Below are 26,221 nucleotides of genomic sequence, written 5' to 3' on the forward strand. Positions count from 1 at the left end.
ACCGATCTCGATTTCCCTCTTTCTGCGGCCTCCATTAGACACGAGGCTCGCCGGGCGAGGCAGGCGCGATCCGGCAGGAGAAGCAATGATGAAGCCTCGCGATATCGGTCTTGCCCTCTTTGTCGCGGCGATCTGGGGCGTCAATTTCGTCGTCATCCGCGTCGGCCTCGGCAGCTTTCCGCCGCTGCTTCTGGCGGCACTCCGCTTCGTTGTGGCAGCGCTGCCCGCCGTCCTTCTGCCGCGCCCGAAGGTGCCGCTGGGCCGCTTCCTCCTGATCGGCGGAACGTTGTTCATCGCCCAGTTCGCCTTTCTCTTCATCGGCATGGCCAAGGGCATGCCGCCGGGCCTCGCCTCCGTGGTGCTGCAGTCGCAGGCCTTCATGACCATGCTGGTCGCCGCTGCTGTTCTGCGTGAGCGGCCGACCCCGCGGCAGATGCTCGGCACGCTGACGGCCTTTGCGGGCCTTGCCGTGATCGCTTCGACGGCCGGCAGCGTCGACGTCACCATGATCGGTCTCGTGCTGTGCCTCGCGGCGGCCCTCTGCTGGGCCGTCGGCAATGTCGCGCTGCGCAGCGCCGGGCCGGTGGACATGCTGGCGATGATGGTCTGGCTGAGCCTCGTTCCACCGCTGCCGCTCTTTGCGCTGGCGCTCGTCGTCGACGGCCCGGATGCCGTCGGCCGGGCCCTGATCGCCATGGATCTGCCCGGCATCGGTGCGGTGCTCTACATCGCGCTGCTCTCGACGCTGGTCGGCTTCGCGATCTGGGGCGACCTTCTGAAGCGCTACACGACCGCCACGGTCGCGCCCTTCTCCTTGCTGGTGCCGATATTCGGCGCCGGCTCGGCCTCGCTGCTGCTGGGCGAGCGCTTCGGCGAAGCACGCCTTATCGGTATGGCGCTGGTGCTGGCCGGCCTCGCCATCGTCGTGCTGCCGGTGCAGCGCTGGATCGGCGGTCTCGTTCCGAGGCGCAGCTGATGCCAAGCGACGGCTCCGCAAAAGCTCCGCATCCCGCCTCGTCAGAGATCATCGGCCTCTATGAACGGCATTCGGCACGCTTCGATAGCCTGCGGGGCCGCAGCCTGTTCGAGCGCGGCTGGCTCGACCGTTTCCGCCAGGTGGCAGGCGAGGGCGCTGCGATCCTCGATCTCGGCTGCGGCAGCGGCGAACCGATCGGCCGCTACTTGATCGAGGCCGGGCATCCTCTCACCGGCATCGACAGTGCACCGTCCATGATCGCGCTCTGCCGGCAGCGCTTCCCGGCTGAACGCTGGCTCGTCGCCGACATGCGCCGCGTGCGACTGAATGAGCGCTTCGGCGGTCTCATAGCGTGGGACAGCTTCTTCCATCTGACGCCGGATGATCAGCGCGCCATGTTCGGCGTCTTTGCCGCGCATGCCGCAAGGGGCGCGGCGCTGATGTTCACTAGCGGACCGGGCGCCGTCGAGGCGATCGGCAGCTTCGAGGGCGAGACGCTCTACCATGCCAGCCTCGACTCGGCCGAGTACCGGGCGCTTCTCTCGATGCATGGCTTCGACGTCATCGCCCATCGCGCCGAGGAGCCGGATTGCGGCGGCCGCACCGTCTGGTTGGCGTGCCGAACTGGGGAGACGCGTGTCCGCGCGCAGACGGATGCCCTAGATACCGGCTGCGCCTTGCAGCCCAATGGAGTGCGATCATGACGCTCGACAACAAGCCCGTTCACACCGGTGGCTGTCAGTGCGGCGCCGTCCGCTTCCGCATCGAGGGCGCGCTGGGTCAAGCCTCGATCTGCCATTGCCGCATGTGCCAGAAGGCCTTCGGCAACTTCTATGCCCCGCTGGTTTCGGTGAACGACGAGCTGACCTGGACGCGGGCCGAGCCCAAGCGTTTCCAGTCGTCAAACCATGTCCGCCGCGGCTTCTGCCCGGACTGCGGCACGCCGCTGACCTACGAGGCGCCCGACGGGCTGGCGCTGGCGATCGGCGCCTTTGACGATCCCTCCGCCATCGCGCCGGAGATCCAGTTCGGCGTTGAGGCGAAGATTGCCTATGTCGACCGCCTTCACGAGCTGCCGGTGCGACGCTCGGAGGAAGATCCCGCATCCGCCGAGTTCGTGCGCACGATGGTGTCCTACCAGCATCCGGATTATGAGACGGAGCGGCCCGGCAGGGCCTGACGCGCCACCCCGCACCCCATCACCTCATTCTCATTCTGCGGCAGCGCAGTTTTCGCTGCCCCCTGCGGCCACTTCGAGGGGCGCCGCCATCGACCGAAAGCACCACTCCATGCAGACGCAGGGCAACGACACGCTGCGCGGCACCGGCCTTGCCGTCGCCGCCTACGGCATCTGGGGCATCTTCCCGCTCTACATGAAGCTGCTCTCGCACGTGCCGGCCGTCGAGATCGTTGCGCACCGCATCGTCTGGGCCTTGCCCTTCGCAGCCCTTCTCCTCTGGTGGCAGGGCGCGACGGACCGGCTCTGGCCGGTGCTCCGATCGCCGCGGGCGCTCGGCATGGCGGCGGTCACCGCAACGCTGATCTCGGTCAACTGGGGCGTCTATGTCTACGCCATCGTCTCCAACCAGGCCTTGGACGCGGCGCTCGGCTATTACATCAACCCGCTGGTGAACGTGATGCTTGGCGCCATCTTCCTGAAGGAGCGGCCAACGCGCCTGCAGGGCTTTGCCATTGCACTGGCCGCGCTCGCCGTCCTGGTCCTCGCGACCAATGCCGGCGGCTTGCCGTGGATCTCGCTCGTTCTGGCGCTGTCCTTCGCCACCTATGGTCTCCTGCGCAAGACCGTTCCCGTCGGCGCGACGGAGGGTTTCATGCTGGAGGTGCTGCTGCTGGTCGGGCCGAGCCTCGCCTGGCTCGTCTGGCTCGCAGCGCACGGGGAGAGCCACTTCCTCGCCGACGGGGAGACGGCGCTCTTGCTGATCGTCTCTGGACCGATCACTGCCGTGCCGCTGATCCTGTTTGCCGCGGCGGCGCGGCTGCTCAGCTTCTCGACCATCGGCCTGCTGCAGTACATGGTGCCGACGCTGCTGTTCCTGTTCGCCGTCTTCCTGTTCGGCGAGCCTTTCTCAGCCTGGCAACTCGTCGCCTTCGCGCTGATCTGGACGGCGCTGGCGATCTACAGCGTCTCGCTCTTTCGGACGGCCGGGGAGCGAAAGCGTGCCGCGACGGCGGTCGCAGCCGAAAGCGAGGGAACCGTCATCGAAGACGTCGACGCGAACGGACGGCGAGCCTGAGGGGGACCGTCGTCACTGCCGCTCAGGACACGCTGATCGACTGGAGGCACTCTCAGTCGATGTCGGCAGCTATCAGTCAGACGCTGCCGATCGGCCTCAGAGGCGCTCGATGATCTCGACGCGTCCGTCCGCAGCGGTCGAGGCGGGCTTGCCGGTCAGGCGCGGGATGACCTCCTCGATCCGGTCGATCACCAGCGGCCGTACCTGATGCGCCGTGTGGATGAAGCCCTCCGCCGCCATATGGTCGAGAAGGCTTGAGAGCGGCTTCCAGAAGCCGCCGACATTGGCGATGGCGATCGGCTTCTCGTGCCGGCCAAGCTGGCGCCAGGTCAGGATTTCGACCAGCTCCTCCAGCGTCCCGATGCCGCCGGGCAGGGCGATAAAGGCGTCGGAGCGCTCGAACATGATGTGCTTGCGCTCATGCATGTTCTCCGTGACGATCAGCTCGTCGAGTTCGCGCAGCTCGCTCTCCGTCGCCTCCATGTCGATCAGGAAGCGCGGGATGATGCCGGTGACGCTGCCGCCGGCATCGCGCACGGCTTCCGCCACCGCGCCCATGATGCCGCGCCGGCCGCCGCCGTAGACGAGCCGGATGCCGGCGCGTCCGATCATCTCGCCGAGGACCTTGGCCGCATCGATGTAAAGGGGATCGCGCCCGACGGACGAGCCGCAATAGACGCAGACGGATCGAATCGAATTCATGAGGTGCAAAGTCGGTCGCGACGGCTCAATAATCAAGCCGCAGCGGCCATCTGGCGCGACGAAGGCTTCGGCAGTAGGCTGATCCTGTCCGCATCCGGGGTCTATCCGATGGCGCTTACTCTGCCGCAAGGCCGACTGCTGCCGCATCGGCTGGCTGATGTGAGTTTCGGTCACGTCGTCGCCGCGACGCTGCTGCTTCTTGGGCTGCTTCTCGGCATCGGCCTCGCCACGCGCCAGCCACCGGCGGAGACGCCCTATCTGAAGATCGCCGGCGCCGGCTTCATGTTCAACTACCGCATCGCCGACGCCTATTACGGCTTTACCGTCTATGTGATGAAGCCGGTGAAGACGGCCTCCGTCATCGAGGCGACCTTCGAGGACCCGGGCGGCGGCGCCCCGATCGTGGTGCGGGAGGAGCTGTCGCCGCGCGCGCGGCAATATGGCCTGCGCACACCGCCGCTGCACGGCATCCGCAAGGACCGGCCCTACCAGGTGCGCGTGCGGCTGCTGCAATGGGGCGACGGCGCTGTGCTGCACGACGAGCGCTTCACCGTCGCCTCGCAGATCGACGATGCCGTGATGCCGAAGGCGCCGCTGACGATCGGCCCCGGCTATATGCGCAATCCGGCGGTGCTGCCGGACGGCAGCCTTCGCGAAGCGCCCGCCCGCCCGGCCGAGCCTCAGAGCACGCCGGGATAGGCGGCATCGAGCGCTTCGATCCTCGCCTGCCGCCAGACGAGATCGCGCTCTGCCTGGGGCCGGTCAAGATCGACGATGCCGCGCACCCGGCCGGGCCGCGGCGTCAGGAAAACGATCCGGTCCGACAGCTCCACCGCCTCGCGCAGATTGTGGGTGACCATCAGCGCCGTCGTCGGCCGCGCCGACCAGACCGCCAGCAGCAGGCGCCGCAGCCGGCCGGCCGTGTCCTCGTCGAGCGAGACGAAGGGCTCGTCGAGAAGCAGCAGCGACGGCTCGATGGCGAAGGCGCGCGCCAGCGCGACGCGGCGTGCGAGCCCGAGCGACAGCTCCGCCGGATAGCGCTGGCGCATCTCGCCAAGGCCGAGCGTCTGGAGGAGCGGCTCGAGGTCAGTGCCGGCGAGCTCGGCCGGCAGCGCCAGCCGGATGTTGTCCTCGACACTGCGCCAGGGCAGGAGGCGGGGCTCCTGGAAGACCGCGGCGGTGCGCCCGCTGCCGCCGGGCAACTGCACATGCCCTTCGAAATCCCGGTCGAGGCCGAGCACGATGCGCAGCGTTGTCGTCTTGCCGCAGCCGGACGGGCCAATCAGCGTCGTGAAGCTGCCCGCCTCGGCCGAAAAGGCGATCTCCGAAATGGCGTTCAGCGTGTTCCCGTCCGCGCCGCGAAAGCTCTTGTCGCGGATGAGGACGTCAAGCCGGTCGGCTGCGCCAGCGGGTGGAGTGGGCTTCGAAGGGTTGGACAAGCAGGAACTCGATCAGCAGCATCACGGCGACGAAGGCGAGTGTGTAGGCCAGGATCGCTGCGACGTCGAAGAGCTGGAAGTAGAGGTTGATCTGGAAGCCGACGCCGTTGGACCGGCCGAGCAGTTCGACCACGAGGGCGATCTTCCAGATCAGCGAGATGCCGGAGCGCGACGCCGCAGCGAAATAGGGCTGCAGCTGCGGCAGGATGACGTGCCGCAGCGTCCGCCAGCGGCCGAAGCGGTAGACGGCCGCCATCTCCGACAGCTGCCGGTCGATCGAGCGCGCGCCTTCGCGGATTGTCACGATGACGTTGGGGATCTTGTTCAGGGCGATTGCGCCGATCGCCGCCGCCTCGTTCAGCCCGAACCAGATATAGGCAAGCACGATGATCACCAGTGCCGGTATGTTCAGGAAGAGGATCACCCACGGATCGAACAGCCGGTTGGCGCGCGGCTTCAGCCCCAGCGCGATGCCGATCGCCGAGCCGATGGCCATGGCGAGGACGAAGGCGGCAAAGACCCGCATCAGCGTCATGGCGAGGTGGAAGGGCATCTCGCCGGTTTCGAGGTCCCGCCAGCCGGCGGCGAGGACGGCAGCTGGCGTCGGCAGCACGCGCGATGCCGCAAGGTCGGCGGCGATCCACCAGACGGCGAGCAGGATCGCCAGCGACAGCGCCGTCAGCCCGGCCGGCTGATCGGTCCAGCGGGACCGGGCAGCTGGTCTCCGTCCGCTCCGTTCAGGAGCCATCCCGCGTGCCGCTCCAGAAGGTGCCGGGCGCCAGCGTCTCGCCCTTGCCGACGAGCTTCTCGCCGCCGATGTCGCGCAAGAGCCCGTACAGCGTGCGCGCATCCGCCTCTTCCTCGGCGAGCGGACGTGCGGGGATGCCCTCGCGGTAGCGGTCGCGCATGACGAGAAGCGTCTTCTCGTCCTCCGGCCGCACCAGCGGCGACAGCGCCGCCCACTCCTCGTCCGACGTCTTCAGCAGCTGCTTGGTCTCGCGCGAGGCCTTCAGGAAACCGTCGACCGCCTGCGGATGCGTCTCGGCGAAGGCCTCGTCGAAGACGTAGCCGATCGAGGCCACCGGCCCCGTCGCGCCGAACGCCTTGGCCGCCTGCTCGCCGGAAACCAGCGTGCGGAAACCCGCCGCCTCGAGGCGTGCCGCGTAGTTCCAGAAGCAGAGCACGGCATCGAGCTCGCCCGACTTCGCCTTCTCCGCGAGAAGCGGCGGCGCGCCGTAGACGATGTCGTTGGACGCGGCGAGATCGACCTTGGCGTCGCGGCGGGCCAGCGCCTGGATCAGCAGCCAGTTCTTGTCGAGCGGTCCGCCGGCAACGCCGATCCGCTTGTTCTTCAGATCGCCCAGGGATTTCAGGGGGCTATCGGCAGGCACCATCATGGAGCCGACCGAACTCGAATAGGGCGCAAAGGTGAGCCGCTTGCCGTCGGTCCTGAGGCGCGACACCCACAGCCAGTCGGACACGATCATGTCGACACTGCCGGCCTGCAAGGCCACGTCCGTTGCATCCTCGCCGGCAAAGGGGATGATCTCGACCTCGACACCGTGCTTGGTGTCGAGCCCGTGCCGCTTCATGGCGTCCAGTTCCCAGTTCACCGTGCCGAACTTCAGGACGCCGACCCGCACGACCTCGGCAGCCTCCGCGCCGGCCATGCCGACGAGAGCCGCCACTGCCGCAGCCAGCGCCGCAAGCAGAATCCGCCTCATCACGATCCTCCCAGATACGCAGTCGGCGCCACCCGAGAACAGCATAGCATGGCTTGCGCACCCGTCACGCGCGCATCGGGTGCTCCAGACGAGTATCCTCAGCTTCGTGCGTCGATCGCCTCGGCCACCTCGTCGGCGGTCTTCAAAAGCCGCACCAGCACCGGCACGGCGAGGGCAACGATGCTGCGGTCGCGCCCGCGCGCCGCCTGCGCCTCGCGCACTTCCTCGACCACCTGGCCGAGCACCGGGATGAAACGCAGCGTGAGCGCGATGGCGAGGCTGAGGCGCTCGGGGCTCAGCCCCGTCCAGGCCAGGCGGCGGAATAAAGCTTCAAGCGCCTCGATCAGCGCGGTTGCGCGCGTCGTCATCGTCAGCAGCGTCGCGGCGAGGATGAGCGCAAGGAAGCGCAGTGCCGCGCCGGCCGCCGCGGCGACATCCGTGAACCAGAGCTGCACCAGGAACAGCACCGCGATCACGGCGATGGCCGGCCGGAGCTGCTTTGCGGCTCGCCTCGGCGGGACACCGGAAACGGGGAGCAGCGCCAGCACGATGGCGAGCCCCACTGCTGCCACCGGCCAGCCGGGCAGGGCGAAGAGGAGGGCGGCGAGAACCGGGATCGCCGCCAGCTTCAAGCCGGCGGGCAAGCGGTGCAGCGGACTGTCCGCGGCAATGTAGAGCGCGTCGATCATCGGCAGAGCGCCCGGTAGGCATGGACGGCCGGGCCGGAGCGATCATCCACGACGACATGGCCGGCCTCGAAGACGATCACCCGGTCGAAGCTCTCGACGAGATCGAGGTCATGGGTGACGAGGATCACCTGGCCGGGGAAATCGGCAACCGCCGCGGCGATGCGGCGGCGATTGCGCAGATCGAGCAGCGTCGTCGGCTCATCGAGCACCAGATGCGCCGGCTCCATGACCAGCACACCGGCGAGCGCGACGAGCTGCCGCTCGCCGCCCGACAGTTCATGGATCAGACGCTCCTCCGACCCCGCTAGGCCGACCCGCGCCAGGATGGCCGACACGGCGGCAGCGACCGCCGGCTTTGGCAGGCGCCGCGGCTTCAGTCCGAAGGCGATGTCCTCCGCGACCGTCGGGTGGACGATCTGGTTGTCGGGGTTCTGGAACAGAAAGCCTACCCGGCGGCGCGCCGCCTTGACGTCGTCTCGCGTGTCGATCCCGTCGACGGTGACATGCCCGCTGGTCGGCAGCAGCAGGCCGTTCAGCAGACGAGCGAAGCTGCTCTTGCCGGAGCCATTGGCGCCGAGGATGCCGATCCGCGGCTCAGCAAGGCTCAGCGACAGGCCATCGAGAACACGCCGCTCTCCCCGATGGAGAGTGACGTTGCGGAGTTCGATCAATCTCCTGCCTCAGGAGCGGCGGGAGGCAAGGCCCGCCGGTACCGCGGGATAGGATTTCCGCAGCGCCACGACGACGGCGGCGCCAACCCCGGCCTTGATCAGGTCTCCCGGGATGAAGGCAGCGGCCGAGCCGATAAAGGCGGCGCCGAGATCCATGCCGGACATCGCGGAGTACCAGGGCACGCCCACGGCATAGACGACGCCGATGCCGCCCGCGACCATGGTGAGGAAGGCAGTGACGAAGTTCAGGCGCGGCCACAGCCGCTCGGCCGCAAAGCCCACGACGAGCGTCGCCGCCACCCAGCCATAGATGAAGCCGGACCACGGCCCGACGAAGACGCCGAGGCCCCCGCGCCCGCCGGAGAGGAGCGGCAGGCCGACCGCGACGAGAAGGAGGAACAAGAGCATCGACAGAAGGCCTCGTCTGGCGCCGAGGATGCCGCCGATCAGCATCGGCCCCATCGATTGTGCGGTGATCGGGATGCCGAGCGCCGGGATCATCAGCGGCGGAAAGGCGCCGAGCACGGCCATCAATGCGGCAAAGAGTGCGATATAGACGATGTCGCGCGTGGCCATGGAAGATCCGCCTCATTCTCTGCCGCTGCGGAAAAGCCCGGCTGCCGGCGGCCGCAGAAAAGTCGGTCTGGCCGGCCGCGTCAACCGGCGACCGCCGCAAGCTGGCTGCCCGCCTCAGCCGGCCTGCGCCCGCACCGCCGTCTTCGCGACGGTCTCCAGCAATGGCTCGGCGGGTGGTTCATCCCCGGCGCCGCCGACCGCGCCGCCAGGCTGAGGCACATTGCCATGCGTCGCCGGCGTCACCATGGCCGCCACGATCTGCCGCAGGCTGATGCGCCCGATCCGCCGCCCGTCGGCATCGACGACGTCGATCGCGTCGGCATCGCCCCGGTTGATCGCTTCGGCCGCCGCCTCCAGCGTCGTGTCCGCCGGGATGGCATCGCTCGCAAGCGGGCCTTCCGCCAAGGGCGTCATCACGCTCCGCACCTCGATCACGCGGCCGCGGTTCACCTCCTTCACGAAATTGGCGATATAGGCGTCGGCCGGGCGCAGCAGGATGTCCTGCGGCGTTCCCTGCTGGATCACCTCGCCGTCGCGCAGGATGGCGATGCGGTCGCCGAGCCGCAGCGCCTCGTCCAGATCGTGGGTGATGAAGACGATGGTCTTGCGGATCTCCTTCTGGATGTCGAGCAGCACCGTCTGCATATCGGTGCGGATCAACGGATCGAGCGCCGAATAGGCCTCGTCCATCAGGAGAATGGGCGCATCATTGGCAAGCGCCCGGGCGAGGCCGACGCGCTGCTGCATGCCGCCGGAGAGCTGGTTCGGGTAACGAGCTTCGAACCCCTTCAGCCCCACACGCTCGATCCAGCGCATCGCCGCGTCGACTTGTTTTGCGCGCGGCAGGCCCTGCACCTCAAGGCCGTAGACGGTGTTGTCGAGGACGGTGCGGTGCGGCAGCAGGGCGAACTTCTGGAACACCATCGCGGTCTGGTGGCGGCGAAATTCGCGCAAGGCCCGATCGGACATCCTCACGACGTCGGTCCCGCCGACGATGACCTCGCCGGCCGTCGGTTCGATCAGGCGGTTGATGTGCCGGATCAGCGTCGACTTGCCCGAGCCCGAGAGGCCCATGATCACCTGAATCCCGGCGGCCGGCATGGAGATATTGATGTCGCGCAGGCCGAGCACGTGACCGGTGCGGGCCAGGAGCTCGGCCTTGGTCATGCCAGCCCTGACATCCTCGACATGCGCCTTGGCGCGCCCGCCGAAGATCTTGAAGAGGTGCCGGATCTCGATGCCGAGTCCGGCGGTGTGGCCCATGTCAGCCATGAGCGGCCTCGCGGTACTTCTGCAGGCGGCGGCCATAGGCCTGGCTCACCCGGTCGAAGATGATGGCGATGCCGACGATGGCGAGGCCGTTGAAAACGCCGAGCGTGAAATACTGGTTTGCGATCGCCTTCAGCACCGGTTGGCCGAGCCCCTGCACGCCAATCATCGAGGCGATCACCACCATGGCCAGCGCCATCATGATCGTCTGGTTGATGCCGGCCATGATCGTCGGCAGCGCCAGTGGCAGCTGCACCTTCCACAGCTTCTGCCAGTTCGAGGAGCCGAAGGCATCGGCAGCCTCCAGCGTGTCGCGGTCGACGAGGCGGATGCCGAGGTCGGTGAGGCGGATCATCGGCGGAATGGCGTAGATGACGACCGCGATGACGCCGGGCACACGGCCGATGCCGAGCAGCATGACGACGGGGATGAGATAGACGAAGCTCGGCATCGTCTGCATGACGTCGAGGATCGGGTTCACGGAGGCGCGCAGCCGGTCCGAGCGTGCCATCAGGATGCCGAGCGGGATGCCGACGACGATGGCTATCACGGTGCAGACGAAGATCATCGAGACCGTCCGCATCGTGTCGGTCCACATGTCGAAATAGCCGATCAGCAGGAGCGTCAGCACGGTGCCGGCGGTGATCTTCCAGCTGCGGCTGGCGAGCCAGGCGATCGCGGCGAAGGCGATGAGGACGACCGGCCAGGGCGTCTGGGTGAGCAGCCGCTCCGCCCAGATGAGAAAGCTCTGCAGCGGCGAGAAGAGAGCCTCGATGCTGTCGCCATAGGCGCGGGTGAAGCTGCGGAAGCCGTCGTCGATCGACTTCTTCACGACCCGCAGCGTGTCGTCAGGCATGTGGGGAAAGGAAAACAGCCAGTCCAAGGATTTCCTTTCTCCAATGTTCAGCCGTCCACGCTACGCGCCGTTCCGGCTTGGCGCGAGGCTTGGCGGATCGCCAGCCCGCCGGCCGCCGATAGCAAGACGGCGGGCGTCTTTTGCCCGCCGCTTGCGTGTCTCGCCTAGAGCGAGGCCTTGACCTTCTCCGCCACCTCCGGCGTGACCCACTGCGTCCAGACGTCCTCGTTGTTCTTCAGGAAGTACTTGGCGCCATCCTCGCCGGACGCCTGGTTGTCGGTCATGTAGGCGAGCAGCTTGTTGACCGTGGCGTTCCCCCAGGACCGCTTCTTCAGATAATCGAGGGCGGGACCGGCGCGGTCGGCGAAGGCCTTGGTGACGAGCGTCTGTACCTTGTCCTTCGGCCAGACGTTCTTCTTCGGATCAGGGCAGTCTGCATTGGTGTTGCAGCTCTTCCAGGCCGCCGCATCGGCTTCGGCGCCGAAGTCAAGCTTCACCATTTCATACTTGCCGAGGAGGGCGGTCGGCGCCCAGTAGTAGCCCATCCAGCCCTCTTTCCGCTCATAGGCCTTGGCGACGGAGCCATCGAGGCCGGCGGCGGAGCCGGTGTCCACCAGCGTGAACTTCTTGTCGGCCGCGCCATAGGCCTTGAACAGCTGGCCGGTGACGACGGTGCCGCCCCAGCCCTGCGGGCCGTTGTAGACGGCGCCCATGGACGAGTCCTCAGGGGCGGGGAACAGCTCGGGATGGCCGAGCGCATCGTCGATCGTCTTGATGTCGGGATGGGCGTCCGCGACGTATTTAGGAATCCACCAGCCCTGCTCGCCGCCGTCGGCGAGGGCGTCGCCGGCAACCACGATCTTGTTCTCGGCGATGCCGTTGCTGATGACCTCAGGCACGTTGTCGACCCAGCCCTCAGGCGCGAGATCGGGCTGGCCCTTCTCGACCATCGAGGTGATCGTCGGAACGGTGTCGCCGACCACCAGCTCGGCATTGCAGCCATAGCCTTCGGTCAGGATGATCTTGTCGATATTGGCGAGCACTTCGGCCGACTGCCAGTTCATGTTGGCGATGGTGACATCGCCGCACTCGGCGGCCGAGGCAGAGGCGCCGGTGCCGAGGAGGCACAGAGCGACAGCAGTGGATGCGAGCAGCGTCTTCATGATGCGTCCTTCCAGCCTTCTTCCAAAACGGCAGACCTTGGTCGTGCCAGCGTTGTCCCGAAGCAAAGGTCCGTTGTCGCCTTCCTTTTTATTGTTCTAATTGCGGTGTACCCGTGCCGCAATCGGGTGATTTGCACAAACGGGCCGCGCCGCATCGCAGCGCAAGCTTTTTGTGCAGTTGCAGCATGGCCAGAGTCGCGGCCGCCGTTCCAGAAAACTCAGAGCGTCCCGCCGCGCGGATCATAGTCCACGCGCCGACACACGGGCTTGCGGCGGCAGCACGGGATGCGCCGCAAGGATCAACCGTCGCGCGGGGGAAAGCGTCCAGCCTGACGCAGCCCTCGTCAGATCGCGGTCTTCTCGCTTTCCGCGATGTAGATCTGCCGCAGCCGCTTAGCGATCGGGCCTGGCTTCCCGTCGCCGATCGGATGGAGATCGATCTCCACCACCGGCAGCACGAAGGAAGAGGCTGAGGTGATGAAGGCTTCCGCGGCCGATTTGGCCTCGTCCAGCGTGAAGTTGCGCTCCTCCACCGGGATATTCTCTTCCGCAGCCAAGCGCAGCACCGCCGCGCGGGTGATGCCGTGCAGGATCGAGTGGGACAGGTCGCGCGTCACGAGGACGCCGTCGGCCGTGACGATATGCGCGTTGTTGGACGACCCCTCGGTGACGACACCGTCCTCCACCAGCCAGGCATCGTCCGCTCCGCGCCGCTTGGCGTCCATCTTCGCCATGGAGGGATAGAGCAGCTGCACCGTCTTGATGTCGCGGCGACCCCAGCGCAGATCGGGCACGGAGGCAATGCGCAGGCCCGTCTCGGCTGAAGGCTTGTCGCGCAGCGCGACAGCTTGCGTGAACAGCACCAGCGACGGACGGGTGCCCTTGGGCGGGAACAGGAAGTCGCGATCGGCGGCGCCGCGCGTCACCTGCATGTAGATGAGGCCTTCATCGAGGCCGTTCTCGGAAACGAGGCGGCGGTGGATGGCCAGCAGCTCGTCGTCCTCGGCCGGCGAGGGCAGCTCCAGCTCTGCCAGCGAACGCCGCAGCCGCTTCATGTGCCCGGCAAAATCGAGAAGCTTGCCGCCGAGCACCGAGACGACCTCGTAGACGCCGTCGGCAAACAGGAAGCCTCGGTCGAAGATCGAGATCTTCGCGTCAGTCTCGGACAGATATTCGCCGTTCACATAGACGGTGCGGGTCATTGCGGCATGTCTCGTTGCTGCTTCGCTGAGGCGTCCTGATAGAGCCTGATACGCGGCTTGAACAGCGACTCCGCGCCAGCCTATGCCCGAAGGACGGGCGGCGGCAGCCGAGGGTCGAGCGCGAAGCGGCTCTGCTGGCGCACCGCGTAATCTCCGCGAGCCCGCTCCGCTACGAAGATGAGGTTCCAGCTCCCCGGCGACACCGACGAGGGAATAACAACGAAGCGATGCTGCTCCAGTAGCGCATCGCCGTAGGCCTGCTGGTTCGGGCTGGGAAAGCTCGGGCGGATCCAGTTCGGATTGGGGATGGCATCAGGATCGACGACATGGACGCCGGACGGCTCAATGCCGATCTCCGTCATGACGTGGGGAACGGTGTCGAGGATCTTGAAAGTCGCGTGCACGGCGACTTCGACAATCGTCGTCGCGGGGTCAAGCGCCGCATAGACGGCTCTGACACCTGGCGAGTTCCAGCGTCCGCCGTGGCGATAGGCGCCTTCGCCGGAATCCCAGCTGCCGCCGAACCGCTCGCGGTCGAGGCGCCATGCCACCAGTTCTGAGCCGCCGAGCGCGCCGGGCAGGGGCGCCATGCGCATGTCAGAGCAGTTCCGGCGAGCAGAGTGATCCGATGATCACCCGATATGCTCTACGTGTAGACGCCGTGCTCGATACGCGACAGTACCGTCCTGACCATGTCGAGGCCGGTTGGCGTATCCAGGAGGTCGATCGGCTTCGCCCCGTCGAAGGCGACGGCCGGACTTTCCAGCCACCGTTCGGCCTCCTCTTGCGTTCCAAACACCTCGGTCGCCTGCGCGAGCACCTGGGCGAATGACCAGGTGCGGCCGCTGACTTCGGTCGAAACGGTCTTGGCCGGGGCCGACTTCAGGCGCTGGACGGTGCGCACCGACATTCCGAGCGCCCGTGCGACCTTGTCCGGCGCATGGGCGACTTTCAGCGAACCGATCAGATGCTCGACGGAGCGGCCGGGAAGGCCCTCCTTCAGGAGCCGGTGCGTGTCCATCGAGGATCGCAGTTCGGCCTTGATCACACGATCGCCGCCGAGGAGCTGGACGATCCGGCTGATCGTCTCGGACTTCGCATCCGTTGGTGCAAAGGCTCTAACAGCTTCGCTCATCATCGCTTCCGCCATCTGTCGCATTGAATATGACAACTGGCGGCGTTGCTGACAAGGCCGGTATGGTTGCGGATGCGCTGTGCAGGGCAAGGTGCTCATCGCGCCTCGCTCACCAGCGCAACCCGGGACGGACCCACAGCTGCGCCCGCGCACCAACAAAAAAGCCCCGGCGCGTGGCACCGGGGCTTCGATAGTCATGAACGGAGGGCGGCCGCTCTGTGGCAGCTGCCTCGTGGTATCAGCCGCCGTTCTGGACGTAGTCGTACTTGCCGGCCTTCCACTCGTAGACGACATAGCCCGGCAGGGTGACGTCGCCCTTGTCGTCGAACTTCAGGTCGCCGATGACAGTGGAGAAGTTGCCCTCGTTCAGCGCCTTGATCACCGGCTCGGCATCGGTCGAGCCGGCCTTGGTGACGGCATCTGCCCAAGCCTGGATCGCGGCATAGGTGTAGAGCACGTAGCCCTCGGCGGTCTGACCCTTGTCGGTCAGCGCCTTCACGACGGGCGCGGCGGCCTCGTTCTTGCGCGGATCCGGCGAGAAGGTCATCAGCGTGCCTTCGCCGGCGTCGCCCGTGATCGCCCAGTACTCGTCGGTGACGATGGCGTCGCCCGACATGATCAGGGTCTTCATGCCCTGCTCTTTCATCTGGCGAGCCATCAGGCCGGCTTCCGTGTGGTAGCCGCCGACATAGAGCAGGCTGATATCGGCCTGCTTCAGCTTGGTGACGAGAGCGGTGTAGTCCTTCTCGCCGGCCGTGTAGGACTCGACGAGATCGGGCTTCTTGCCGGTCGCTTCGAGAGCCTTCTGGGTTTCGTCGGCGAGACCTTTGCCATAGGCGGTCTTGTCGTTGATGATCGCGACCTTGGCATCCTTGAAGTTCTTGGCAATGTAGTCCGCGGCGACCTGGCCCTGCTGGTCGTCACGGCCGCAGACGCGGTAGATGCCGTCGCCCGGGCGCTCGTCGGTGTATTTCGGGTTGGTCGAAGCCGGCGAAATCTCGACGATGCCCTCGTCGGCATAGACCTGGCTGGCCGGGATCGAGGAGCCCGAGCAGAAGTGGCCGGCCACGAACTTGATGCCCTGCGAGGCGAACTGGTTGGCGACGGCCACGGCCTGCTTCGGATCGCAGGCGTCGTCACCGACCGACAGGACCAGCTTCTCGCCGTTGACGCCACCCTTGGCGTTGATGTCGGCGACGGCCTGCTCGGCACCGATCTTGAGCTGCTCGCCGAAGGTCGCGTACTGGCCGGTCATCGGGCCGGCAACGCCAATGGTGATGTCCGCGAACGCGGCGCCCGCGAAGATCAGGTTGAGCGCTGCGCCGGCCAGAAGAGCTTTTTTCATGACGACTTCCCCTGTTGAGAGCTGTTGTGCGGTCATTGCCGCGAGCAGGATTTGAACGACCCCTACCTGCTGGGATTAAAGACCAGGTTCGGCTTGGGTGGAATAGCGCCGGACCTCGAATTTAACTGTGATCTCGGAGATTTCTAAGGCTCAGCGGCTGCGGCCGACGAAGCCATACTGCCGCGCCATCTGGCTCGACCGGACCTTCATGCGTCCAGCGGCGGCGATGGCCGCAAGCACGATGAAGTCGACGATGGCGTAGTGCAGCGCCGTGAGGAACGTCGCCGGCGGCAGCAGAAAGGAACCGTTGAAGAGGCTGAAGTGGATGAAGCGGACGGCGATCGTCAGCAGCGCCACATAGAACAGCATCACCGCCCAGCCGCTCCAGGTCAGCGCCGTGGAGCGGCCGATCATCCAGGCGGCGCCGCCGCCCAGGATCACGGTGACGAACAGGAACTCGGTGATCGAGACTTCCCAGAGCAACGACATTTCCGGCTGCATCAGTGCGCCCCGCCTTCCAGATAGGCGCTGCGCACCTCCTCGCGTGCCAAGAGCTCGCGGCCGGTTCCGGACATGGTGATGGCTCCATTGACCATGACATAGCCCCTGTGGGCGAGGCGCAGCGCATGGAAGGCGTTCTGCTCGACGAGGAACACGGTCAGCCCCTCGTTGCGGTTGAGTTCGCGGATCACGTCGAAGATCTGCTTCACGATCAACGGCGCCAGGCCGAGTGAAGGCTCGTCGAGAAGCAGGAGCTTCGGGCGGCTCATCAGCGCGCGGCCGATCGCCAGCATCTGCTGCTCGCCGCCCGATAGCGTGCCGCCGCGCTGCGTCGCCCGCTCCTTCAGGCGCGGGAACAGGGTGAAGACCCGGCGAAGGTCGTCGTCGAAGTGCCTCTCGTCCTGCAGGGTCGCGCCCATCTGCAGGTTCTCGAGCACCGTCATGCGGCCGAAGATCCGCCGCCCCTCCGGCGACTGCGCGATGGATTTGGCCATGATCGTATGCGTCGGCAGGTCGGTGATGTCCTCGCCGGCATAGATGACGCGGCCTTCGCGGGCGCGCGGATTGCCGCAGATCGTCATCATCAGCGTCGACTTGCCGGCGCCGTTGGCGCCGATCAGCGTGACGATCTCGCCGGCATGGACGTCGACATCGACGCCGCGCAGGGCCTGGATCTTGCCGTAGAACGTGTGGACACCGCGCACCTGGAGCAGAGGCTCGGCAGTGGAAGGGGCGAGGGCGGCGTTGCTCACGAGCGGCTCTCCTGCGCCTGCGTGGTCGTCGAAGGCGAGGTCGCGTGCGGCAGGCCGGCCGCCAGGTCTTCCTCCACGGCGTCGACTTCCTCGTCATCGACGCCGAGATAGGCGGCGATCACCTTCGGATCGTTGCGCACCTCGGCTGCCGTCCCGTCCGAGATCTTCTTGCCGTAGTCGAGCACGATGATGTGGTCGGAGATCTCCATCACCACGCCCATGTCGTGCTCGATCAGCAGCACGGAAACGTCATGCTCGTCGCGGATGTAGCGTAGCAGGGTGTTGAGCTCGGCCGACTCACGCGGATTAAGGCCGGCGGCCGGCTCGTCGAGGCAGAGCAGCGCGGGGCCGGTGCACATGGCGCGGGCGATCTCCAGTCGCCGCTGCGCGCCATAGGGCAGGTCCGCCGCCGGATCGTCGGCGCGGTCGAGAAGGTTAGTGTGCTTCAGCCAGGTGATGGCGTTGTCCTTGGCGGCCTCGGCGGCGCGGCGATAGCCGGGCAGGCCGAGCAGGCCGGCAAAGGTGAAGCCGGACGCCCTCATCAGCCGGTTGTGCTGCGCGACCAGAAGATTCTCCAGCACCGTCATGCCGCCGAACAGGCGGATGTTCTGGAACGTGCGCGCAACGCCGGCGACCTCGGTGATCTTGAAGTCGGGCATGCGCTCCAGAAGGTAGACCGAGCCATTGGCGACGTTGCCGAACTGCTGGCCGCTCTTCGTCAGCTCTTCCACCGCGGCATCGTCGATACCCCGGCCGCGGCGCAGCGAGATGCGCCCCTCGGTCGGCTTGTAGAAGCCGGTGACGCAGTTGAACACGGTGGTCTTGCCGGCACCGTTCGGTCCGATCAGCGCCGTGATGTGGCCGCGCCCGACCTCGAAGGAGAGGTTGTCGATGGCGGTGAGGCCGCCGAAGCGCATCGTCAGGTGCTCGACCTTCAGAACCGGGTCGAGCATCCAGGCAGACGTGGTGGCGGACATCAGTGACCCTCGCCCTGGGCGACGAGATCGGCGCCGATCTTCTTCTTTTCCTTGTAGATCGCCGAAGGCGAGCGCGACGACACGAGGCCGCGTGGCTTCCAGACCATGATGGCGATCATGGCGAGGCCGAAGATCAGCATGCGGTATTCCGTTGGATCGAAGCCGAGCGCGTGTAGGAAGCCGAGATTGCGCAGGAGCTCGATGCCGCCGATCATCACCACCGAGGCGATGACGACGCCGACCTGCGACCCGAGGCCGCCCAGCACGACGATGGCGAGGATGATGGCCGATTCGATGAAGGTGAAGCTTTCCGGCGAGATGAAGCCCTGCCGGGTCGCGAAGAACGAGCCCGCAAAACCGCCGAACATCGCACCCGTCGCAAAGGCCGAGAGCTTGACGTTGGTGGTGTTGATGCCAAGCGAGCGGCAGGCGATCTCGTCCTCCCGGAGCGCTTCCCACGCCCGGCCGATCGGCAGCTTGCGCAGGCGCAGCGTGATGAAGTTGGTCAGGAGCGCAAGCGCCAGGATGATGTAATAGAGGAAGATGAAGCGCTGGATCGGCGAGTAGGGAATACCGGTGGCTTCGGCGAAGGAGCCGGCGCCGCTCTTGAATTCCAGGCCGAACAGCGTCGGCTTGGGGATGCCGAGAAGGCCGTTTGGGCCGCCCGTGAAGTCGGTCCAGTTCAGCAGCACGACGCGAATGATCTCGCCGAAGGCAAGCGTCACGATGGCGAGATAGTCGCCGCGCAGGCGCAACACCGGGAAGCCCAGCACGATGCCCCACATCGCCGCGAAGAAGCCGGCCATCGGCAGGCAGACCCAGAAGCCGAGCTCGAAATTCTGTGCCAGGAGCGCGAAGGAATAGGCGCCGACGGCATAGAAGGCGACGTAGCCGAGATCGAGGAGGCCGGCGAGGCCGACCACGATGTTGAGGCCCCAGCCGAGCATGACATAGGTCAGGATCAGGATGGCGAGGTCGAGCAGGTAGCGGTTATGGCTCGGCAGCAGCGTGTTCAAGATGAACGGCAGAGCCAGTGCCGCGAGCAGCATCACGATGCCGAAGATCTTACCCGCCGAGAACCGCTTCGCCGGACGCACCGAGGTGCTTTTGCTCACCCCAGCGACCGCACGTTCGGGCGCACGGAACAGGAAGTAGGAGATCAGGAAGCGGCCGGCGAAGGCGATCGCCACCCAGCTCAGCCACAGCGGCCAGCGGAAGGTGAGATTGAGGCCGCCGACGGCGATATCGGTCCGGAAGGCGAAGAAGAAGACGGTCAGCACGGCGACGACCGCCGCAGTCATGGCCGCGTCCTTCAGCGAAGCCGCCAGGCGGCTGTCGGCGCTTGGAGCCGGCGTATAGGGCGGCTCGCCACGTGCGGCGTCGCGCTGGTTCTCGAGCTCGCGCTCGGCGCCTTCGGGCGTCTGGGAAATGCCGGAGGTGATGGCGGACATCGGCTCAGACCTTCTCGACTTCCGGACGGCCGAGCAGGCCGGAGGGCATGAAGATCAGCACGATCACCAGGATGGAGAAGGCCGCGACGTCCTTGTATTCCACCGAGAAATAGCCGGACCAGAAGGTCTCGATCAGGCCGATGGCAAGGCCGCCCAGCATGGCGCCCGGCAGCGATCCGATGCCGCCGAGAACGGCTGCGGTGAAGGCTTTCACGCCGGCCAGGAAGCCGATGTAGAAGTCGATGACGCCGTAATAGAGAAGGTACATCAGCCCCGCGACCGCCGCGAGGCAGGCGCCCATGACGAAGGTCAGCGAGATCGTCCGGTCGACATTGACCCCGAGCAGCGAGGCCATCTTCTGGTCCTGCTCGCAGGCGCGCTGCTGGCGGCCGAGCGAGGTCCGCGAGATGAGGAAGGAGAAGCCGATCATCAGCACGGTGGTCGTCGCGATGATGATGAGCTGCATGTAGGAGATCTGCACGACCGTCCCGCCCTGGTCGATCAGCGTTATGCCGCCGGTGACCTGCGGCGGCAGCGGCTTGACGCGGGCGCCCTGCGTGACCTGCACGAAGTTCTGCAGGAAGATCGACATGCCGATGGCGGTGATCAGCGGCGCCAGGCGGAAGGAGCCCCGCAGCGGCCGGTAGGCGACGCGCTCGATCGACCAGCCCCACAGCGCGGTGAACACCATCGCGACGATGAGGATGATCAGAAGCACCAGTGGCAGGAAGGTGATGCCGAGTGCGGCGAGCGCCAGGAAGGCGGTCAACGCGATGAAGGAACCGATCATGAAGATTTCGCCATGGGCGAAGTTGATCATGCCGATGATGCCGTAAACCATCGTATATCCGATGGCGATGAGGCCGTAGATCGAGCCGAGCGTGATGCCGTTGATCAACTGCTGCAGGAAATATTCCATGAACCGTCCGTGCTGGTGCCCTGCCGAGCGGCTCTAGCGCCGGAGGGCGCGAGCCATTCAAACAGGCATGATGCTTTCCATAGCAGCCGCGCTTATGCAAGCCATCACTATGTCTTATACCAGGGGAGAAACGCGCGCGGCGATGTCATTCGCTGCGCCGCGACGACCCGAGCTGCGTGGGCATCATCTTATGGTCACCACCGGGCGAGGCATCGTGCCGCAGCAGGCGACGCATCAAGGCCGGCTTGTATCGCTCCTCGGAGCTTTCGCCTTGGAATCAGGCGGTCGGCAGAATCAGGCGGGCTGCTTGGGCGCCGCCTTCGAGCCCGCCTCCTGCCGCGGCAGCAGCTTGGACAGCCAGCGGCCGAGGACGCGTTCCAGGTCGTCGACGACGGTGTAGACGGCCGGCACGTAGACGAGGCTGAGGACGGTCGAGGAGACGAGCCCGCCGATCACCGCGAGCGCCATCGGCGCCCGCGTCTCCGCATCGGCGCCGATGCCGAGCGCGATCGGCGCCATACCGGCCGCCATGGCGATCGAGGTCATCACGATCGGCCGGGCGCGCTTGCGGGCCGCGTCGAGGAGGGCGGTGGTCCGCTCAGTGCCATTCCGTCGTGCCACGATGGCATATTCGACGAGGAGGATCGAGTTCTTCGCCGCGATGCCCATCAGCAAGAGCACGCCGATCAGCACCGAAATCGCCACGGAAGCACCCGTGACATACAGGAAGCCGAAGGCGCCGCCGATCGACAGCGGCAGGGCGGTCAGGATGGTGACCGGCTGCAGGAAGCTGTTGAAGAGCAGCGCCAGCGTCGCGAACATCAGGAGGACGCCGGTCGCCATCGCCACGGCAAAGCCGTTGAACATCTCGTTCATGCGCTTGGCGTCGCCCTGCGCCCGCTCGCCGATGCCGGCCGGCAGCGACTTCATCACCGGCAGGGCAGCGACAGCGGCACGGGCCTCGCCAAGCGTGATGCCGGACAGCTCCGCCTCGACGCTGACGGTGCGCTCGTTGTCGTAGTGCGTGATGCTGGTGGGGCCGGCGCCGAATTCGAAGCTCGCGATCGCGTCGAGCGGCACCATCGCGACCGTGCCCTTTACCTTCAGCGTCCGGATGCGGTCGAGGTCGCCGCGCGCCTCGTCGGTGAGCGTCGGGATCACATAGACCTGCCGGTCGCCGAGGCTGTATTTGGCAAGCGCGCTGTCGGCGTCGCCGAGCGTCGAGACGCTGAGCAGTTGCGCGACCTGCGCCGAGGTGACGCCGATGCTCGCCATCCGCTCCTTATCCGGCTTGACGATGAGTTCGGGCTTGGCGGCGGCGGCGTCCGACAGCGGGTTGAGCAGTCCCGGCACGCCGCGCATCTCGCTCACCAGCCGGTTCGCCGTGTCGGCCAGCTTCTCGCTGTCGGCCCCGGCGAGCGTCACAGTGATCTTCGAGCCCGACTGCCCGTCGGCGCCGAACTGGATGCGGGCGCCCGGGATGTCGTCGAAGAGCGTCGAGACGCGCTTCTCGAATTCCTGTTGGCTGGCCTCTCGCTCGCCGCGCGGCTTGAGGTTGGCCGTGACGGTCGCGGAGGTGACCGCGACGGTGCGCGAGCGCTGCGGGCCGTTGCCGCCGCCCTCGGTGCTGTCGCCGATGGATGCGAAGACGCTGGCGACCTCGGTCTCAGCCTGCAGGCGCTGGCTGACGGCCTTCACCACGGCGTCGGTCTCGGCCAGCGTCGAGCCCGGCTGCAGCTCGACCGTGGCGATGGCGCGCCCGCGATCCGACGCGGTCATGAACTCGGTCGGCAGCTGCAAAGCGAGGTAGATGGAGGCGACGAAGAAGACGATGCCGGCGATCACCGTGATCCAGCGGAAGCGCAGGGCCTGGCGCAACAGCGCGAGATAGGGCCCGACCCAGCGCGGCGTATCCTCTGCGTGGTCGGTGCCGCCGGCCTTGACGAAGAAAGCCCCCATCAGCGGCGTCAGCGTGCGCGCGACCAGCAGCGAGAACAGCACGGAAACGCAGACCGCGACGGCGAAGCTGACGAAGAACTTCCCCGGTATGCCCGGCATGAAGGCGACCGGCACGAAGACGGCGACGATCGTGGCGGTAGTCGCGACAACGGCAAGGCCGATTTCATCAGCGGCTTCCATCGCGGCATCGTAGGCGCTCTTGCCGCTCACCCGCATGTGCCGGACGATGTTCTCGATCTCGACAATGGCGTCATCGACGAGGATGCCGACGACGAGCGACAGCGCCAGCAGGGTGATGTTGTTCAGCGACATGTCCAGCCACGCCATGACGGCGAAGGTCGGGATCAGCGACATCGGCAGCGCGGTGGCCGCCACGAGCGTCGCCCTGATGTCGCGCAGGAACAGAAACACCACGACCACGGCGAGCAGGGCGCCGAGCCAGAGCGCCTCGATCGCCGCGTCATAGCTCTCCTGCACGAAGGTGGAGGAGGAATCGACCTCGGTGAAGGAGGCTTGCGGCGCGGCCTTGTCCAGCGATGCGACGGTGTCCCGGACGGCATCCGTCACGGCGATCTGGCTCGAACCCTTGGCGCTGAAGACGGAGAAAGCGACCACCTCTTCGCCGTTCAGCCTGGCGCGATTGCGCGGCTCCTCCCAGCCGTCGACAATCGTGCCGAAATCGTCGAGGCGCATCATCCGGCCGGAGCCGACGGGTATCGGCGTCGCGCTGAGTTCGGCGATGCTGTTGACGCGCCCAAGGGTGCGTACGGACTGCTCGCTGGAGCCGAGCACCGTGCGCCCGCCCGACTGGTTGACGTTCTGCGCGGCGAGTGCCCTGCTGATGTCGGCGACGGTGACCCCAAGGGCGTTCAGCCGGTCCGGATCGAGCTTGACGAGGATGGCGCGGCTGACGCCGCCGGAGCGGGTGATCTTCGAAACGCCGTCGACGGCGAGCAGCCGCTTGGAGACGTCGTTGTCGATGTACCAGGAAAGCTCATCCGGGCTCATCGACGGGGCATCCACGACATAGGTCAGGATGGAGAAGTCGCCGGAATTGACGCGGGCGATGATCGGCGTGTCCGCCGCTTCCGGCAGCTCGCTCTCGACGCCGGAGACAGCGTTGCGCACGTCGTCGGTTGCTTCCATCAGGTCGGTGTCGAGCTGGAACTCGATCGAGGTGACCGAGGAGCCTTCGCTTATCGTCGAGCGGACGCTTTCGACCCCGGACAGCGTGGAGACCGCATTCTCGATGATGTCGGTGACTTGCGTCTCGATCTCGGTCGGCGCCGCGCCGGTCTGCGGCACGATGACCGTCACCATCGGGAAGTCGATGTCCGGCATGTTGTTGACGCGCAGCTGGTTGAAGCCCCAGGCACCGGCAAAGGCGAGCGTCAGGAAGAGAACGATCGTCGGCAGCGGGTGGCGGATCGACCAGGCCGAGATGTTGTTCATCGGTCGCTCGCGGCGGACACCGCGTCCCGCGTGACGACCCGCACCGTATTGCCGTCGCTCAAGAAGCCGGCGCCGCTGGTGACGACGCGCTCACCCTCGGCAACATCGCCGGCGATGGCCACCCGGCCCTCCTGCCGCAACCCCGCTTCGACGGGCTTCAGCGCGACGCGGTCGCCGGTCGATACGGTGAAGACCGCTGTGCGGCCATCGCGCCAGGTCAACGCCTCCTGCGCCACGGTCAGCTGCTCGGTGCCGCCGGCCGCGATCGCGGCTCGCACGAACATCCCGGCCTTCAGCGCGGTGCCGGCAGGGATGGCAAGGTCGACCGTCCCGAGGTGGGTCGTGCTGTCGACCGTCTCGGGCAGGCCGCTGACCTCGGCTGTGAAGGTTTGCCCGCCCGGGCCGGTGATCGTCGCCTGATCCCCGATGCCGATCTTCGACAGGTGCTGCTCGGCGATCTCGACCTGCGCTTCCAGCGCGCCGTTCTCCTGAAGGCGCAGGATCTCGCCGCCGGTCTGAACGATCGTGCCGGGCACGGCCGGACGCGACGAGACGATGCCGGCAAAAGGCGCCTTGATGATGGTCCGGTCGAGCTGGACGCGCAGCGTCTCGCGGCCGGCCTGCGCCTGGGCCAGGGCGGCGCGCGCCGTCTTGACGGCGGTCTCGCGCTCTTCAGCGGTTTCCTTGGACAGCGAGCCGCTGCCGGCGAGGCGCTGGCCGCGCTGATTGGCGGAGATGGCTGAGGCGAGCGTCGCCTCGGCGCTGGCGATCGTCGCATCCTGCTGGGCGATCTGCGCCTCGAGCAGCGAACCGTCGAGGCGCGCGATGACCTGACCGGCGGACACGCGCTCACCTTCCCGCACCGACACCTCGGTGAGGAGAAGCCCGCCGGACTGCGAACTCACGGTAACCTCCCGCTGCGCCTGGACAAGGCCGGTTCCACCGACGCTCGTCGTCACCGTCTCGCGGCGAACCGGGTCCGTCGTCACGGTGAGGCTGGGCCTGGACGGCGCGGCGGCAGCTGCGGGCGTGGCTTGCGCCCATGCGTGGTCGGCCCCGGCCGCCAGGCAGAGGGGCAGGGCGGCGGCGGCGAAGAGGAGGAAAGATCGGAGTGGGTGTGTCATCGACGTTGAATATAGTGAGTGCCGGGGCGCCAGTCGGGGGACAGCACGGGCGCCCCGGCCATCATTCACTGCGCGGAGGCGGGTGCCGGGTCGCGCGGTGAATTGACGTTCGAACCACCATCGCGGCGGAAATCGGGCCGAGGCTCCCAGCGCTTGTCGTCGCCGCGCCAGTTGCCGCGGTCGCGTCCATGGTGCCAACCATGCCAGCCGCCGCGCGGGCCGCCGTGCCGCCAGCCGCGATGCGGCCGCAGCTCCTTCAGAAGCCGATCGGCGATCGCCACCTGCTCAGGCGTCAGGACGCCGGACAGAGTGTTGACGGCCGTGCGCAGCCGCGTCGCCGCTTCGGCCTGGTCGAGCTTGCGGTCGATCATCCGGTTGAGCATGCGGACGCCGCGCAGGTCCTCGAGGGTGCGGGCATCGTCGGAGCGGGCGGCATCCCGCTCGTCGTCCCGCAGATCATCGGCATCGTCCGCCGCACGATCGTCCTGCCCATCGGAAGCGGAGGCCTCGTCGTCGGCCGGATCGGCAGCCGCCGCCTCGTCGTCCGCCCGCGCCGCATCGTCTCCGGCCGGAGCCGGCGGTGTCAGGGTGCCGTCGAAGCCGGGTCGGCCCGCTTCGGCAAAGGCGATGAAGGCCGAGGTGAAGCCGCGCCAGGCATCCTTCTGCTGGTCGGTGATGCCGAGCGCCACTTCCGCTGCCGCCAGCTTGCCGGCCATGTCCCAGAGACGGCCCGGACCGCGGTCGCGGCCATGCTTGCCGACCCAGCGGTGATCGCCCCAGCGCGGGCCGCCATGGCCTCCGGGACCGCGTTCGGCGTCGGCCGGCCCATTGTCGCGTGCCGCCGGCGGCGGGGGAGGCGGCGTGTCGCGGCCGGGTGTTCCCTGTGCGATGGCGATGGCGGGCAGGCTGATGCCGATCGCGAGAGCCGTTGCTAGAGCTTTGCTGACAAGACGCATGATGTTCTCCTTCGCATTGCGATGGGGCGAACATACGCATCGGATGTGCGGGAACTATGGGCCCGCAATGTCGATATGTTTCGAAACGTAACTGGCCCGCGGCAAGCGGCTGTCGGCCCAGCCATTTG

27 protein-coding genes are annotated in these 26,221 nt (G+C 66.9%); 5 read left to right on the forward strand and 22 right to left on the reverse strand.

Features of this window, described 5'->3' with window-relative positions; genetic code table 11:
* The first annotated feature begins 85 nt into the window (after positions 1-85).
* From C0R46_RS01655 to rarD, 4 genes are all read left to right on the forward strand, one after another.
* A complete protein-coding gene (locus C0R46_RS01655; RefSeq protein WP_245413374.1) occupies positions 86-976 on the forward strand; it encodes an EamA family transporter in 891 nt (296 codons plus the stop codon).
* Entirely contained in the window at positions 976-1,680 is a 705-nt protein-coding gene (locus C0R46_RS01660) for a class I SAM-dependent DNA methyltransferase (protein WP_102957839.1), read from the forward strand. The genes C0R46_RS01655 and C0R46_RS01660 overlap by 1 nt, the downstream gene beginning before the upstream one ends.
* Positions 1,677-2,156: a GFA family protein gene (locus C0R46_RS01665; RefSeq protein ID WP_102957840.1), complete on the forward strand. Its 480-nt coding sequence runs from the start codon at positions 1,677-1,679 to the stop codon at positions 2,154-2,156. The genes C0R46_RS01660 and C0R46_RS01665 overlap by 4 nt, the downstream gene beginning before the upstream one ends.
* A gap of 109 nt (positions 2,157-2,265) precedes the next feature.
* Positions 2,266-3,231 carry an EamA family transporter RarD gene (gene rarD / locus C0R46_RS01670; RefSeq protein WP_102957841.1) on the forward strand — a complete coding sequence of 322 codons (966 nt, stop codon included), beginning with the start codon at positions 2,266-2,268 and terminating at the stop codon, positions 3,229-3,231.
* Between the two features lie 96 nt (positions 3,232-3,327).
* On the opposite strand, the gene C0R46_RS01675 is transcribed toward rarD, so the two are convergent.
* The gene (locus C0R46_RS01675) at positions 3,328-3,933 is read right to left on the reverse strand and encodes an LOG family protein (protein WP_102957842.1); all 606 of its coding nucleotides are present in this window, start codon (positions 3,931-3,933) and stop codon (positions 3,328-3,330) included.
* Between the two features lie 108 nt (positions 3,934-4,041).
* Here C0R46_RS01675 and C0R46_RS01680 point away from each other — a divergent pair, with 108 nt between their 5' ends.
* Positions 4,042-4,632, forward strand: a complete 591-nt coding sequence (locus C0R46_RS01680) for a hypothetical protein (RefSeq protein WP_245413375.1) — start codon at positions 4,042-4,044, stop codon at positions 4,630-4,632.
* Here C0R46_RS01680 and C0R46_RS01685 read toward each other — a convergent pair.
* The 21 genes from C0R46_RS01685 to C0R46_RS01785 form a co-directional block, all read right to left on the reverse strand.
* Positions 4,614-5,372 (reverse strand): ABC transporter ATP-binding protein, encoded by a 759-nt coding sequence (locus tag C0R46_RS01685; protein ID WP_102957843.1) that lies wholly within the window; start codon positions 5,370-5,372, stop codon positions 4,614-4,616. The genes C0R46_RS01680 and C0R46_RS01685 overlap by 19 nt on opposite strands.
* The gene (locus C0R46_RS01690; RefSeq protein WP_102957844.1) at positions 5,320-6,120 is read right to left on the reverse strand and encodes an ABC transporter permease; all 801 of its coding nucleotides are present in this window, start codon (positions 6,118-6,120) and stop codon (positions 5,320-5,322) included. The genes C0R46_RS01685 and C0R46_RS01690 overlap by 53 nt, the downstream gene beginning before the upstream one ends.
* Positions 6,110-7,096 carry an ABC transporter substrate-binding protein gene (locus C0R46_RS01695; RefSeq protein ID WP_102957845.1) on the reverse strand — a complete coding sequence of 329 codons (987 nt, stop codon included), beginning with the start codon at positions 7,094-7,096 and terminating at the stop codon, positions 6,110-6,112. Before C0R46_RS01695 ends, C0R46_RS01690 begins: the two co-directional genes overlap by 11 nt.
* 98 nt (positions 7,097-7,194) lie before the next feature.
* Positions 7,195-7,785 (reverse strand): energy-coupling factor transporter transmembrane component T family protein, encoded by a 591-nt coding sequence (locus C0R46_RS01700; protein WP_102957846.1) that lies wholly within the window; start codon positions 7,783-7,785, stop codon positions 7,195-7,197.
* The gene (locus tag C0R46_RS01705) at positions 7,782-8,456 is read right to left on the reverse strand and encodes an energy-coupling factor ABC transporter ATP-binding protein (protein ID WP_102957847.1); all 675 of its coding nucleotides are present in this window, start codon (positions 8,454-8,456) and stop codon (positions 7,782-7,784) included. The genes C0R46_RS01700 and C0R46_RS01705 overlap by 4 nt, the downstream gene beginning before the upstream one ends.
* A 9-nt stretch (positions 8,457-8,465) precedes the next feature.
* Complete coding sequence (locus C0R46_RS01710) at positions 8,466-9,032, reverse strand: biotin transporter BioY (protein WP_102957848.1); 567 nt, start codon at positions 9,030-9,032, stop codon at positions 8,466-8,468.
* A gap of 114 nt (positions 9,033-9,146) precedes the next feature.
* A complete protein-coding gene (locus C0R46_RS01715) occupies positions 9,147-10,304 on the reverse strand; it encodes a quaternary amine ABC transporter ATP-binding protein (RefSeq protein ID WP_102957849.1) in 1,158 nt (385 codons plus the stop codon).
* Complete coding sequence (locus C0R46_RS01720) at positions 10,297-11,184, reverse strand: ABC transporter permease (protein ID WP_102957850.1); 888 nt, start codon at positions 11,182-11,184, stop codon at positions 10,297-10,299. The genes C0R46_RS01715 and C0R46_RS01720 overlap by 8 nt, the downstream gene beginning before the upstream one ends.
* Before the next feature lie 137 nt (positions 11,185-11,321).
* Positions 11,322-12,320, reverse strand: a complete 999-nt coding sequence (locus C0R46_RS01725; protein ID WP_102957851.1) for an ABC transporter substrate-binding protein — start codon at positions 12,318-12,320, stop codon at positions 11,322-11,324.
* Positions 12,321-12,664: 344 nt separating this feature from the next.
* Positions 12,665-13,522, reverse strand: a complete 858-nt coding sequence (locus C0R46_RS01730) for a D-amino-acid transaminase (RefSeq protein ID WP_102957852.1) — start codon at positions 13,520-13,522, stop codon at positions 12,665-12,667.
* 80 nt (positions 13,523-13,602) lie between these two features.
* Positions 13,603-14,112 (reverse strand): RES family NAD+ phosphorylase, encoded by a 510-nt coding sequence (locus C0R46_RS01735; protein ID WP_102958561.1) that lies wholly within the window; start codon positions 14,110-14,112, stop codon positions 13,603-13,605.
* A gap of 56 nt (positions 14,113-14,168) precedes the next feature.
* Positions 14,169-14,657: a type II RES/Xre toxin-antitoxin system antitoxin gene (gene parS / locus C0R46_RS01740; RefSeq protein ID WP_102958562.1), complete on the reverse strand. Its 489-nt coding sequence runs from the start codon at positions 14,655-14,657 to the stop codon at positions 14,169-14,171.
* A gap of 238 nt (positions 14,658-14,895) precedes the next feature.
* Complete coding sequence (locus C0R46_RS01745) at positions 14,896-16,002, reverse strand: branched-chain amino acid ABC transporter substrate-binding protein (protein ID WP_102957853.1); 1,107 nt, start codon at positions 16,000-16,002, stop codon at positions 14,896-14,898.
* A 150-nt stretch (positions 16,003-16,152) separates the two neighbouring features.
* Positions 16,153-16,491 (reverse strand): DUF6867 family protein, encoded by a 339-nt coding sequence (locus C0R46_RS01750; RefSeq protein ID WP_245413376.1) that lies wholly within the window; start codon positions 16,489-16,491, stop codon positions 16,153-16,155.
* A gap of 11 nt (positions 16,492-16,502) precedes the next feature.
* Positions 16,503-17,255 carry an ABC transporter ATP-binding protein gene (locus tag C0R46_RS01755; protein ID WP_102957855.1) on the reverse strand — a complete coding sequence of 251 codons (753 nt, stop codon included), beginning with the start codon at positions 17,253-17,255 and terminating at the stop codon, positions 16,503-16,505.
* Positions 17,252-18,232, reverse strand: a complete 981-nt coding sequence (locus C0R46_RS01760; protein ID WP_102957856.1) for an ABC transporter ATP-binding protein — start codon at positions 18,230-18,232, stop codon at positions 17,252-17,254. Before C0R46_RS01760 ends, C0R46_RS01755 begins: the two co-directional genes overlap by 4 nt.
* Positions 18,232-19,683, reverse strand: a complete 1,452-nt coding sequence (gene livM, locus C0R46_RS01765) for a high-affinity branched-chain amino acid ABC transporter permease LivM (RefSeq protein ID WP_102957857.1) — start codon at positions 19,681-19,683, stop codon at positions 18,232-18,234. The genes C0R46_RS01760 and livM overlap by 1 nt, the downstream gene beginning before the upstream one ends.
* Before the next feature lie 4 nt (positions 19,684-19,687).
* Positions 19,688-20,602, reverse strand: a complete 915-nt coding sequence (locus C0R46_RS01770; protein WP_102957858.1) for an ABC transporter permease subunit — start codon at positions 20,600-20,602, stop codon at positions 19,688-19,690.
* A gap of 294 nt (positions 20,603-20,896) precedes the next feature.
* Positions 20,897-24,013, reverse strand: a complete 3,117-nt coding sequence (locus C0R46_RS01775) for an efflux RND transporter permease subunit (protein ID WP_102957859.1) — start codon at positions 24,011-24,013, stop codon at positions 20,897-20,899.
* The gene (locus C0R46_RS01780) at positions 24,010-25,137 is read right to left on the reverse strand and encodes an efflux RND transporter periplasmic adaptor subunit (RefSeq protein ID WP_102957860.1); all 1,128 of its coding nucleotides are present in this window, start codon (positions 25,135-25,137) and stop codon (positions 24,010-24,012) included. The genes C0R46_RS01775 and C0R46_RS01780 overlap by 4 nt, the downstream gene beginning before the upstream one ends.
* A 65-nt stretch (positions 25,138-25,202) precedes the next feature.
* Positions 25,203-26,093 (reverse strand): hypothetical protein, encoded by an 891-nt coding sequence (locus tag C0R46_RS01785; RefSeq protein WP_102957861.1) that lies wholly within the window; start codon positions 26,091-26,093, stop codon positions 25,203-25,205.
* Positions 26,094-26,221 lie beyond the last annotated feature (128 nt).

The sequence above is a fragment of the Mangrovicella endophytica genome, assembly GCF_002893625.1.
Lineage (GTDB): Bacteria > Pseudomonadota > Alphaproteobacteria > Rhizobiales > Rhizobiaceae > Mangrovicella > Mangrovicella endophytica.